This is a genomic window from Actinomadura opuntiae, from assembly GCF_030283205.1.
Lineage (GTDB): Bacteria > Actinomycetota > Actinomycetes > Streptosporangiales > Streptosporangiaceae > Spirillospora.
In genome coordinates, this window is the sequence record NZ_JASNWF010000023.1 from 62198 (window position 1) to 74072 (window position 11875).

Here is an 11875-nt window from a genome sequence, read left to right on the forward strand (position 1 = left end):
CGCAACTTCATCCCAGCCCAGCTCACCGCGCATCTTCACGAATGCGGACGGGCCCGCGCCGGGCCGTTCGGCGAACGCATTTGCGGAGATGCGGGCGGCGGGGCCGGTGATGACGATGACCTCAGACGCCCGGCCGGAGAAAGGACAGCCCGCCGTGGAGGAGACATCTGTCCCGCGCCCCGCCGGGGCGGCGACGGGAACGGGGACCGCGACCCTCGACATCGTCATTCCGGTGTTCAACGAGGAACGGTCGCTGCCCGGTTGCGTGCGGACCCTGCATTCCTTTCTGAGCGATTCATTCCCGCTTTCGTGGCGCATCACGATCCTGGACAACGACAGCACCGACGGGACCTGGGGCATCGCCCACGACCTGGCGCGGCGGTTCCCCGAGGTGCGTCCGCTGCGGCTCGGCGTCCGGGGGAAGGGCGCGGCGCTGAAGGCGGCCTGGTGCGACAGCACCGCGGAGATCGTGGCGTATCTGGACGCGGACCTGTCGACCGGGCTCGACGCCCTTCTTCCGCTGGTCGCACCGCTGATCAGCGGGCAGTCGGAAATAGCGATCGGAAGCCGGCTGAACGCCCATTCCCGGATCCGCCGCGGCCTGAAACGCGAAGTCGTGTCCCGGACCTACAACGCGCTGCTGCGCCACGGGTTCGGCGTCAGTTTCAGCGACGCCCAGTGCGGGTTCAAGGCGGCCCGGACCGAGGCGATCCGGCCGGTGCTGGAGCGGGTCCGCAGCCAGGGCTGGTTCTTCGACACCGAACTGCTGCTGCTGGCCGAGTTCAACGGGCTGCGCGTGCACGAGGTCCCGGTCGACTGGGTGGAGGACGTGGACTCGCGGGTGCGGGTCGCGCGCGCGTCCTGGGAGAACCTCAAGGGGCTCGCTCGCCTCGCCGCGACGATGGCGACCGGGCGCGCCGACCTGCACCTGCCCCGGCCGCGCGAGCTGCGCACGACGCACCCCGACGCCGTCCTCGCCCGGCCCCGCTCGCCGCGGCTGCTGAAGGTGGCCTCGTTCGGCGTCATCGGCGCGCTGTCCACGCTGCTGTACGTGCCGCTGTACATGGCGCTGCGGTCGGTGTGGCCGGCGCTGGCCGCCAACTTCGGCGCGCTGGTGCTGGCCGGGCTGTTCAACACCGAGGCCAACCGCCGCTGGACGTTCAACCGCGCGGGCGGGCCGCTGGTCGTCCTGCACCTGAAGGCCGCGACGCTGTTCGCCGCCAGCTTCGCGGTGACCACGGCCGAGGTCGTGGTCCTCGACCTCACCGCACCGCACGCCGGGAAGCTCACCGAGGTGGTCCTGCTCGGCCTGGGCCAGCTGTGCATCACCGTCCTGCGCTACATCGGCTTCGACCGGTGGGTGTTCCGCAGAAAGGGCTGAGGCCGCCATGGACCCGAGCGAGATCCGCCGGCTCACCGAGCAGGAGGACCGGCACTGGTGGTTCCGGGAACGCCGCGCCCGGCTGGCGCGGGAGCTGCGGCGGCTGCCGCGCCCCCGCGCCGGCGACCGGGCGCTGGACGTCGGCGCGGCCGGCGGCGGCAACACCCGCGTCCTGGCCGCGCACGGCTGGCGGGCGCTGGCCGCCGACCTGTCCCCCGAGGCCGTCGCCATCGCGCGGTCGCGGGGCCTCTCGGCAGTGCGCGCGGACGCGCGTGAACTGCCGCTGCCGTCCGGCGCGTTCGGCGTGGTGACCGCGCTCGACCTGCTGGAGCACGTGGACGACGACGAGCGGGTCGTCCGGGAGATCGCGCGGGTGCTGCGGCCCGGCGGCACCGCGCTGATCAGCGTGCCGTGCGACATGGCGCTGTGGTCGGCGCACGACGAGGCGCTGTGGCACGTGCGCCGCTACGACCGGGCGGGCCTCGGCGCGGTCGTCGAGCGGGGCGGGCTGGTCGTCGACCGGCTGTGGAGCTGGAACGTGCTGCTGCGGCCCGTCGTGCGGTGGCGGCGCGGCCGGGGCGGGCGCGACGACCTCGGCCCGCCGCACCCGCTGGTCAACGCCGCGCTCGGCGCGGTCGTCGGCGCCGAGCGGTACCTGCCGGTGGCGTCGCTGCCGGGGGTCTCGCTGATGCTGCGCGCCCACCGCCCGCACCGTGGCAATCCGGGAGATGCGGCCGCCGCGGGCACCGGGTGATTCTGCGAGGGCGGCGGATCCGGGCACCGCGCCCACCGCCGCTCACCGCCACCACCAGACCCAGGGGAAGGACTTCGCATGGCCGATTCCGCAACGTCGCCCGCACCGGTGGGCCGGGGTCCGCTCTCCTTCAACCAGGAATTCCTCTGCATGTTCGACCGGGGCAACGGCGTCGGGCCGTTCGGGCCGCGCTACACCCTGGCGGACGGCTGGCGGCTGCGCGGCCCCCTCGACACCGGCGCGCTCCGCGCGGCCCTCGCGGACCTGGTCGCCCGGCACGAGGCGCTGCGCACCTCGCTGGTGCGCGGCGAGCGGGACCGCCACCAGGTCGTCCACCCTCCGTCCCCGCCGGAGTTGGAGGTCCGCGACCTGTCCGGCGCCGCGGACCGGGACCGCGCCGCGCAGGAGCTGATCAACGACGTCGAGGCCGGCGTCCACCGCATCGACGACCTGCCGCTGCTGCGGGCCGTGCTCGGCCGGTTCGACGACGCCGACGCCGCCCTGGTGCTCAACACGCACCACACCGCGTCCGACGGCTGGTCGATGCAGCTGCTCATCCGGGACCTCGCCGAGCTGTACGCGGCGCGCCGCGAGGACCGCCCGCCGCGGCTGCCCGAGGCGCCGTCCTACACCGCGTTCGCGGAGTGGGAGCGGGAGAACCTGACCGGCGACGCGGTGGCGGCCTCCCGCGAGCACTGGGAGAAGACGCTGCCCGGCGCGGAGATCCTCGCGCTGCCGGCCGATCGCCCTCGGCCGGAGGGCGAGGAGATGGTGGCGGCGGTCGACCGCTTCGTCCTGGACGGGGAGGTGGCCGCCGCCGCCCTCGGCTACGCGAAGGCGATGCGGTGCTCGCCGTTCATGGTGCTGCTGGCCGCCTACAACGCGGCGCTGCTGCGGATGACCGGCGTCACCGACCTGGTGGTGCCGACCATCACCTCCAACCGCCGGCAGCCCCGGTTCCAGGAGACGGTCGGGTCGTTCTTCAACTTCCTGCCGCTGCGCACGGACGTCTCCGGCTGCTCCACGTTCCGCGAGGTGACGGTCCGGACCCGCGCGACCTGCCTGGACACCTACGCCAACGACATCCCGTTCGAGTACATCGCCACGCCGGAGCTGATGCGGCAGTTCGCCGACCCGGACCGCGCCGTGTTCGGGTTCCAGGTCGCGCAGTTCCCGCCCGCGCCGGCCACCGCGCACGCGGGCGTCCGGATCACCCGGATCCGGCGGACGCTGCCGCAGGACGTCAGCTCGCACATCCCCGACGGCGCCCTGTGGGACCTGGAGGTGGAGCCGGACGGCGCCATCGTCGGCTCCCTGAAGTACAACAGCCGCGTCTTCGACGCGGCCACCATCGAGGCGACGGTGCGGCGCTTCACCGGCGCGCTGCGCGCCGGCGTCGCCGACCCCGACGCGCCCCTGCAGTGAGGCCATCGCGATGAACCACACCATTCCCGGGCGCTTCGCCGAGCAGGCCGCCCGCAGGCCGGACGCGTGCGCGCTGCGCGCCACCGGCACGTCCGTCACCTACGGCGAGCTCGACGCGCGCGCGAACCGGCTCGCGCACCGGCTGCTCGAACTCGGGCTGGAGCCGGAGCAGCCGGTGGCGGTGCTGATGGAGCGCTCCGCCGACCTCGTCGTCGCGCTGCTGGCCGCCGTCAAGGCTGGCGGCTGCTACATGCCGCTGCACAGCGCCGACCCGATCGAGCGGATGCAGGGGATCGTGGATGGCGCCGCCGCGCCGGTGCTGCTCGCCGACACCGCCAGCCGGCGCCGCGGCCTGCCGCACACCGACCACGTGCTGATCGTCGACCGCGACGCCGCGCCCGGCGGGCCGCCCGCGACCGCCCCCGCCGTGGACGTGCCACCCGACGGGCTCGCCTACGTGATCCACACCTCCGGGTCCACCGGGCGTCCCAAGGGCGTCGCGGTCACCCACCGGCACGTCACCGAACTGGTGGACGACCCCTGCTGGGACACCGGGCGGCACGAGCGCGTCCTCATGGTCGCCCCGTACGCCTTCAACGTGTCCACCTACGAGCTGTGGGTGCCGCTGCTGCGCGGCGGGACGGTCGTGCTCGCCCCGCCGGGCCGTCCGGACGTGGCAACGCTGCGGCGCCTGATCGGCGAGGAGCGCGTCACCGCCGCGCACCTCACCGCGGGCCTGTTCCGCGTCATGGCCGAGGAGGACCCGGGCGCGCTCGCGGGCCTGGCGGAGGTGCTGACCGGCGGCGATGTCATCGCCCCGTCCGCCGTCCGGCGGGTGCTGGACGCCTGCCCGGGCATCACCGTCCGCGCCATGTACGGCGCGACCGAGGCCACCCTGTTCAGCACGTCGCTGCCGCTGTCGGGCGCGGCGGGTCCCGGCACGACCGTGCCGGTGGGGCGGCCCATGCGCGGGGTGGCGGTGCGCGTCCTGGACGAGGCGCTCCGCCCGGTCGCGGCGGGCGAGACCGGCGAGGTCCACATCTCCGGACGGCTCGCCCGCGGCTACCACGGCCGCCCGGCCCTCACCGCCGAGCGGTTCGTCGCCGACCCGCACGGGGAGCCGGGCACGCGGATGTACCGCACCGGGGACCTCGCCCGCTGGACCGGCGACGGGCTCCTGGAGTTCGTCGGGCGCGCCGACGGACAGGTGAAGGTCCGCGGGTTCCGGGTGGAGCTCGGCGAGGTCGAGGCGGCGCTGGCCGAGCACCCGCAGGTGCGGCACGTCGCCGCGGCGGGGTACCGCGACGGTGCCGGGAGCCTGCGGCTCGCCGCGTACTACGTCCCCGCCCACGGCCGGCTCGACGCCGCCGACCTGCGCGACCACGCCCGCGCCACGCTGCCCGACTACATGGTGCCGGACGCGCTCGTCGCGCTGGAGGAGCTGCCGCTGACGCCCAACGGCAAGCTCGACCGGCGGGCCCTGCCCGCGCCGCCCGACGGCGCCCCGGCCGACGACGGCCCGGCGGACGGCGTCCAGGCCGTCCTGTGCGCCGCGTTCGCCGAGGTGCTCGGCTGCGGGACGGTCGGGGTGCACGCCAGCTTCTTCGACCTCGGCGGCCAGTCGCTGCTGGCCATGCGGCTCATCGCCCGGATCCAGGCCCGGCTGGGCGTGGAGCTGTCGATGGCCGACCTGTTCGACTCCCCCACCGTCGCCGAGCTCGCCGCCGCGATCGCCGGGCGGCGGGCGCCGGCCGCCGGCTGACCCCTGGAGGCCCCCGTGGACACCCCGACGGACACCGGCACCGCCGCGCCCGCCCCGCCCCGGGCCGGGCGCCGCGAATGGCTCGGCGTCATCGTGCTCGCCCTGCCGACGCTGCTGGTCTCGGTCGACCTCAGCGTGCTGTTCCTCGCCCTGCCCCGGCTCAGCGCCGACCTGGAGCCGAGCGCCACCGAGCAGCTGTGGATCCTGGACGTGTACGGGCTGATGCTCGCCTCGTTCCTCATCCCGATGGGCACCCTCGGCGACCGGATCGGGCGGCGCGGGCTGCTGTTCGCCGGCGCGGCGGTGTTCGGCGCGGCGTCGGTGTGGGCGGCGTGGGCCGGAGGGCCCGGCTCCCTCATCGCGGCCCGCACCGTGATGGGCGTCGCCGCCGCCACGCTCGCGCCGTCCTCGCTGGCGCTGATCAACAGCATGTTCGCCGACCCGAAGCAGCGGTCGGCGGCGGTCGCGGTGTGGATGAGCTGCTTCATGGGCGGCTCCATCGTCGGCCCCATCGTCGGCGGGACGATGCTCGCCGCGTTCTGGTGGGGGTCGGTGTTCCTGCTCGCCGTCCCCGTCATCGGGCTGCTGCTCGTCACCGGGCCGCTGCTGCTGCCGGAGTCGCGCGGGACGGCGGGCGGACGGCTCGACCCGGCGAGCGTGGCGCTGGCGCCCGCCGCGCTGCTGCCGATCATGTACGCGATCACCGAGGGGGCGCGGGGCGGGTGGAGCCCCGGCCCGGTGTTCGCCGGGCTCACCGGGCTCGCGCTCGGCGCCGTGTTCTGGCGCCGCCAGTCCCGCTCGTCCCATCCCGTCCTGGACCCGGCGCTGTTCCGCAACCGCACGTACCGGCCGGCGCTGGTGCTGTCGATGTCGGGAGGCGCCGTCCAGGGCGGCGCGCTGCTGATGGCGAACCTGTACCTGCAGTCGGTGGCGGGCCTGTCGCCGCTGTCGGCGGGCCTGTGGATGATCCCGGCGACGCTGGCGATGGTGGTCGGCATCATGGCGGGCGCGGGCGCCGGACGGGTGCTGCGGCCCGCGCACGTCACCGCCGCCGGGCTACTGCTGTCGGCGATCGGGTACCTGATGGTGACCGGGGTCGGCACCGGCACCGGCGTGCCCGCCCTCCTCGTCGCCGGGTTCGCGGTGGCGATGGCGGGCATCGGCCCCGGCATCGGGCTCGGCTACGACATGATGCTCGGCTCCGTCCCGCCGGAGAAGGCCGGCGCGGGCTCGGCGACGGTGGAGGCGGGCGGCCAGTTCGGCGTCGCCACCGGCATCGCCGTGCTCGGCAGCGTCGGCGCGTCGGTGTACCGCGACCATCTGCGCGTGCCCGCCGGCACGCCCGTCATGGCGGCGGACGCCGCGCGCGACGGCGTCACCGGCGCCGTCGCGGTGACCCGGCACTCGACCGCGGGGTGGGCGGACGAGCTGTCCGACTCCGCGCAGCACGCGTTCACGGCCGGCCTGCATTCGGTCGTCGCGGTGGGCGCCGTCCTGTTCCTCGTCCTCGCCGGGTTCGTGCTCGTCGCGCTCCGGCACGTGCCCCCGGTCGGCTCCGCCGGCCCGGAAGGGGGCACGGCGGACGACCGCAATGACCACGACCGGAAGGAGCGCCATGCGCACGGTGACGTCCAAGGACGGCACGGAGATCGCCTACGACCGGCTCGGTGACGGCCCGCCGGTCGTCCTGATGGGCGGCGCGCTGAACGACCGCGCCACCTGCGCGCCCATCGCGGAGCTGCTCGCGCCGCGGTTCACCACCTTCAACTACGACCGGCGCGGGCGCGGCGCGAGCGGCGACACCCCGCCCTACTCCGTCGACCGCGAGGTCGAGGACCTGCGGTGCATGCTGGACGAGGCGGGCGGCGAGGCGTTCCTGTTCGCCAACTGCACCGGCGGGATGCTGGCGCTGGAGGCGGTCGCGCGGGGCCTGCCGGTCACCCGGCTCGCCCTGTACGAGCCGCCCTACATCGTCGACGACAGCCACCCGCGCCTCGACGACGCCTACGTCCGTGACCTGGACGCGATGATCACCGAGGGGCGGCACGGCGACGCCGTCGAGCACTTCCTGGTCAAGGCGGTCGGGTTCCCGCCGGAGGCGGTGGCGCACTTCCGGACCATCCCGGCGTGGCCCGAGCTGGAGGCGCTTGCGCCGTCCCTGCCGTACGAGGCGGCCATCGCCGGGGACAACTCGCTGCCCGCCGAGCGGGTCGCGGCCGTCACGATCCCGACCCTGGTCATGGACGGCACGCAGAGCCCGCCGTTCCAGCGCACCGCGATGCGGGAGCTGGCCGGCCTGCTGCCGGACGTCACCTACCGGTCCCTGGAGGGCCAGAACCACCGGCTCGTCCCCGAGCTGGTCGCGCCGCTGCTGGAGGAGTTCTTCAGCGCGTGATCCCGCTTCGAGCAGCGCCCGCGCCGGGCCTCCCGGCGCGGGCGCCCCGCGTTGCGCGGCGGCGCGCGTCCGGCCTGGCCGGAGCGGGACGGGCCGGCGCACGGGAGAAGATGAGCGGTTCCCGGGCCGCGCTCATGCTGGGTCGCATGAGAACCGAGCCAGCAGACCACGGCGAGTCCGTCCGGGCGGCGGCCCCCGAAGCGGAGCCGCGGAGCCGCGGCGCCGGCGTCCTTTCCTGGTGGTGGGCGGGCATGGCCGCCTGCCTCGCGATCGCGACCGTCCTGCGGGTGTGGCACACCGCGGCGGACGCCGGGAACGGCAACGCCTACTACACGGCGACCGCGCTGAGCATGTCCAAGGACTGGACGTCGTTCCTGTCCGGCAGCCTGGACACCGGCCACTTCATCACCATGGACAAGCCGGCGCCCGCGCTGTGGCCGTCGGCGATCCTCATCGACGTCTTCGGCGTGCACTGGGCGACGATCTTCCTGCCGACCGCGCTGGCGGGCGTGGCCTCGGTGCTGGTGCTCGGACTGGCGGTGCGGGAGGCCGGCGCCGGCTCCCCGGCCGCGCGCGCCGCCGCGCTGCTCGCGGCGCTGGCCCTGGCGATCAGCCCGGTCAACGTCGCGGTCGAGCGGGACAACAACCCCGACGCGCTGCTGCTGCTGACGATGCTGACCGGCGCGTGGCTGCTGCTGCGCGCCCTGCGCCGCGACCGGACGCGGCCGCTGCTCGGCGCCGCCGCGGTCATCGGGCTCGGCTTCGACGTCAAGTACCTGGAGGCGTTCGTGGTCGTCCCGGCGCTGGCGCTGGTGTGGCTGCTGTTCGCCGCCGGACCGGTGCGGCGGCGGGTCGTCCGGCTGGCGGCCGCCGCGGTGCCGCTGGTCGCGGTGAGCGCGGCCTGGCCGCTGGTGTTCCGGCTCCTGCCCCATCGCCCGTGGGTCGGCAACAGCAAGGACGGGACGGTGGAGGACCGCATCGGCCAGATCTTCTCCGACCACCTGTCCGCGCCGGGCACCGACGTCAAGGGACCGGGGGCAGTCATCATCCACGCCTTCCAGACCGGGCAGGCGTTCCACGCGGGCGAGTCAGGGCCCGGGCGGCTGCTGTCCGGTGTGCTCGCCGACCAGATCTCCTGGTGGCTGCCGCTGGCCGTGGTCGGCGCCGCGACCATGGCCTACGACCTGCGTCGCCGCCGCGACGCCTCCCCCGCCGGGCTCGTGCTCTGGACGGGCTGGGCGGTGTGCTGCTGGGCGGTGTTCAGCTTCATGCAGGGCGTCCTGCACCCGTACTACACGAGCCTGATGGCGCCCGCTCTCGCCGCCCTGGCCGCGGGCGGCCTGGTGAGCGCGTGGACGGCGTGGCGGCGCGGCCGCGCCTACGGCGCCGTCGCCCTCGCCGCGCAGATCGCGGTGGCGGGCGGCTGGTCGGCGTGGGTGCTGCACGACACCTCGGCGCACCGGCCCGGCTGGCTGCCGCCGCTGGTGCTGGCCGCCGCGGCACTGGCGCTGCTCGCCGTCCCGCTGTCGCGGCCGCTGGCGTGGGCGGGCGGGGCCCTGGCGGTGCTGACCGCCGTCACGACGCTCGCGGCGCCCGCGGTGTGGTCGGCGAAGACCACCGACCAGAGGCTGCTCGGCATCAACCCGCTCGCCAACCAGGACGGCCGGTACGGCCTCGCCGTCGTGCCCCCGCAGATCGGCAACGCGATCATGGGCGTCATCTCGGGATCCCAGCGCGTCGACCCCGGCCTGCTCGGGTTCCTGCAGGCGAACCAGGGTTCGGCGCGGTGGCTGGTGGCCGTCCCGAGCGGGCTGCAGTCCGCGCCGATGGAGATCGCCGCCGGCGGCGCGCCGATCATGGCGATGGGCGGGTTCGACGGCTCCAACCCGACACCGACCCTGGCGCAGTTCCGGCGGCTGGTCGCGCGCGGCGAGATCCGTTTCATCCTCACCGCCCCGCCCGGCCGCGGCTTCACCGGGTTCGGCTCGGGCCCGTCCATCCAGGTGTCGCTGTGGGCGCTCAAGGCGTGCCGCATGGTGCGGCCCACCGCCACCGGGCTGCTGCTGCTCGACTGCCAGGGCGCCGGTGCGCGATGAACACGCCCCCGCTGGAGCTGTCCGCGGTGCGGCCCTCGTGGATCGTGGACGACGCCGGAATCCGCTACACCGCCTTCCGCCGCACGCTCGCCCCGCGCTGGGACGCGGTCTGGGGCAGGATGCTCGGCGGGCACCTCGCGGTCGCCTGCTGCGGCGCGGTGATCGCGCTGCTGGAGGGCACCGTCCACGGCACCGCACTGCCCGCCCTGATCGCCGACGCGGTGCTCGCCGTCACCGGCGGCGCCGTACTCGGCTTCTGGCTGCACTACCTGCTGCTGTTCCTGCACGAGGCCGCCCACTACAACCTGGCCCCGAGCCGCAGGCTGAACGACCTGCTGGCGAACGCGTGCCTCGGAGCGATCCTCGGGTCGGACGTGCGCGCCTACCGCAAGGTCCACTTCGCCCACCACCGCAACCTCGGCACCACCGCCGACACCGAGACCAGCTACTTCGCCCCGCTCGACCGCCGGTTCCTCACCGAGAGCCTGACCGGCGTTCGGCTCGTCCGGTCGCTGGCCGGCTACCAGAAGACGGCGGCCGGTGACGGGCCAGGACGGGACGAGACGTCGCGCGAGACCGCGGGCCCGCCCTTCCTCGGCGTGGTGTTCGTCGCGGCCGGGCTGGTGAACGGGACCATCGTCGTGGGCGCGCTGCTGCTGGGCCTGCCGGTGCTCGCGGCGTCCTGGGCGCTCGGCATGCTGGCCTTCCTGCCGCTGTTCAACAGCGTCCGGCAGGTTCTCGAACACCGCGGCGAGACCGCCGACGATGCCGTGGACTACCGACGGACGCCGCACGGCGCCGTCAACCGGCTGTTCGGCGACGGCATGCTGGCCGCCACCCTCGGCGGAGCCGGCTTCAACCGGCACCTGCTGCACCACTGGGACCCCAGCGTGTCGTTCACGCGGCTGCGCGAGATGGAGGGGTTCCTGCTGCGCACCGACGCGGCGCCGCTGCTGCTGCGGCGCCGCACGACCTACGCCAAGGCGTGGCGGGAGCTGAACCGCATATGACCGCGCCCGGCCTCCGGTGCCCCCTCTGCCGCGGCACGCGGACCCGCCCGTGGGCGCGGGCCCGCGACCTGGAGTACTTCACCACCGAGGACGAGTTCGCCTACCACCGCTGCCCCGACTGCCGGCTGGTGTTCATCGACCCGGTGCCGGCGGACCGGCTCGCGGAGATCTACCCCGCGTCCTACTACTCCTACGGGCCGCCCGACCGGTCGTTCGCCGCGCGGGTGAAGCAGCGGCTGGACGCCGCCGCGTTCCGCCACGTCCTGGCGCGGGTGCCGGGCGCGGCGGTGAACGTGCTGGACGTCGGCGGCGGCGACGGCGCGCACCTGTCCATGATCCGCGAGCTGGAGCCGCGGACGGCGCTCACCCAGGTCGTCGACCTCGACGAGCGGGCCGGGCGGCTGGCCCGCGCCCGCGGCCACCGCTACCACCAGGGGCGGATCGAGGACTTCGCGCCCCCCGAGCTCTTCGGCCTCATCCTGCTGGTCAACCTGATCGAGCACGTCGCCGACCCGGCCGCGGTGCTCGCCGCGCTCCGCCGGTGCCTGGCGCCCGGCGGGGTGATCCTGGTCAAGACGCCGAACACCGCCAGCCTCGACGCCCGCCTGTTCCGGCACCGCAACTGGGGCGGCCTGCACTGCCCCCGGCACTGGCGGCTGTTCGACCGCGGCAACTTCACCCGGCTGGCCGCCTCGGCGGGGCTGCGCGTCGACCGGTTCCGCCACACCCAGGGCGCGCCGTTCTGGACGGCGAGCGTGCTGGCCTGGCTCGCCGGGCGCGGGCTGGTCCGGCTGTCGGCGGCGCGGCCCGTCGTCCGCCACCCGCTCTACCCCGTGCTCACCCCGCTGTTCGCGGCGTTCGACTTCATCCGCACGCCGCTCGGCGGGCGGCCGTCCCAAATGTTCTTCGAATTGGCGGCCGACGACCGGGCCGAGGAATTGACCGGGCAATCTTTGAGAAGCACCCGGCACGCCTGACCAGTAGCGTTTCCGGTAACGGCGCGCTCCCGGCACGGCGGAACGGCGGCCGCGAAAAGGCTATGTGGAGGACTC

General features: G+C 75.0%; 9 protein-coding genes. All 9 read left to right on the top strand.

Annotated features, from left to right (window positions below):
• Positions 1–154 precede the first annotated feature (154 nt).
• The 9 genes from QP089_RS38835 (at position 155) to QP089_RS38875 (ending at position 11800) form a co-directional block, all read left to right on the top strand.
• Positions 155–1381: a glycosyltransferase gene (locus tag QP089_RS38835; protein ID WP_285918924.1), complete on the top strand. Its 1227-nt coding sequence runs from the start codon at positions 155–157 to the stop codon at positions 1379–1381.
• Between the two features lie 7 nt (positions 1382–1388).
• Positions 1389–2135 carry a class I SAM-dependent methyltransferase gene (locus tag QP089_RS38840; RefSeq protein ID WP_285918925.1) on the top strand — a complete coding sequence of 249 codons (747 nt, stop codon included), beginning with the start codon at positions 1389–1391 and terminating at the stop codon, positions 2133–2135.
• A 78-nt stretch (positions 2136–2213) separates the two neighbouring features.
• Positions 2214–3560, top strand: coding sequence for a condensation domain-containing protein (locus QP089_RS38845; RefSeq protein WP_285918926.1), 1347 nt, complete (start codon positions 2214–2216; stop codon positions 3558–3560).
• Positions 3561–3570: 10 nt separating this feature from the next.
• Positions 3571–5322: a non-ribosomal peptide synthetase gene (locus tag QP089_RS38850; RefSeq protein WP_285918927.1), complete on the top strand. Its 1752-nt coding sequence runs from the start codon at positions 3571–3573 to the stop codon at positions 5320–5322.
• 15 nt (positions 5323–5337) lie between these two features.
• The gene (locus QP089_RS38855) at positions 5338–6993 is read left to right on the top strand and encodes an MFS transporter (protein WP_285918928.1); all 1656 of its coding nucleotides are present in this window, start codon (positions 5338–5340) and stop codon (positions 6991–6993) included.
• Positions 6938–7717 (top strand): alpha/beta fold hydrolase, encoded by a 780-nt coding sequence (locus QP089_RS38860; RefSeq protein ID WP_285918929.1) that lies wholly within the window; start codon positions 6938–6940, stop codon positions 7715–7717. The genes QP089_RS38855 and QP089_RS38860 overlap by 56 nt, the downstream gene beginning before the upstream one ends.
• Positions 7718–7863: 146 nt before the next feature.
• Complete coding sequence (locus tag QP089_RS38865) at positions 7864–9813, top strand: ArnT family glycosyltransferase (protein ID WP_285918930.1); 1950 nt, start codon at positions 7864–7866, stop codon at positions 9811–9813.
• Entirely contained in the window at positions 9810–10823 is a 1014-nt protein-coding gene (locus QP089_RS38870; RefSeq protein WP_285918931.1) for a fatty acid desaturase family protein, read from the top strand. The genes QP089_RS38865 and QP089_RS38870 overlap by 4 nt, the downstream gene beginning before the upstream one ends.
• Positions 10820–11800, top strand: a complete 981-nt coding sequence (locus tag QP089_RS38875) for a class I SAM-dependent methyltransferase (protein WP_285918932.1) — start codon at positions 10820–10822, stop codon at positions 11798–11800. The genes QP089_RS38870 and QP089_RS38875 overlap by 4 nt, the downstream gene beginning before the upstream one ends.
• The last annotated feature ends 75 nt before the right edge of the window (positions 11801–11875 follow it).

What these genes read in the sequence shown, in the direction of transcription:
- QP089_RS38840 (WP_285918925.1), top strand. Translation starts at nt 1,389, where the DNA reads ATGGACCCGAGCGAGATCCGCCGGCTCACCGAGCAGGAGGACCGGCAC.
- QP089_RS38845 (WP_285918926.1), top strand. Translation starts at nt 2,214, where the DNA reads ATGGCCGATTCCGCAACGTCGCCCGCACCGGTGGGCCGGGGTCCGCTC.
- QP089_RS38850 (WP_285918927.1), top strand. Translation starts at nt 3,571, where the DNA reads ATGAACCACACCATTCCCGGGCGCTTCGCCGAGCAGGCCGCCCGCAGG.
- QP089_RS38860 (WP_285918929.1), top strand. Translation starts at nt 6,938, where the DNA reads ATGCGCACGGTGACGTCCAAGGACGGCACGGAGATCGCCTACGACCGG.
- QP089_RS38865 (WP_285918930.1), top strand. Translation starts at nt 7,864, where the DNA reads ATGAGAACCGAGCCAGCAGACCACGGCGAGTCCGTCCGGGCGGCGGCC.
- QP089_RS38870 (WP_285918931.1), top strand. Translation starts at nt 9,810, where the DNA reads ATGAACACGCCCCCGCTGGAGCTGTCCGCGGTGCGGCCCTCGTGGATC.
- QP089_RS38875 (WP_285918932.1), top strand. Translation starts at nt 10,820, where the DNA reads ATGACCGCGCCCGGCCTCCGGTGCCCCCTCTGCCGCGGCACGCGGACC.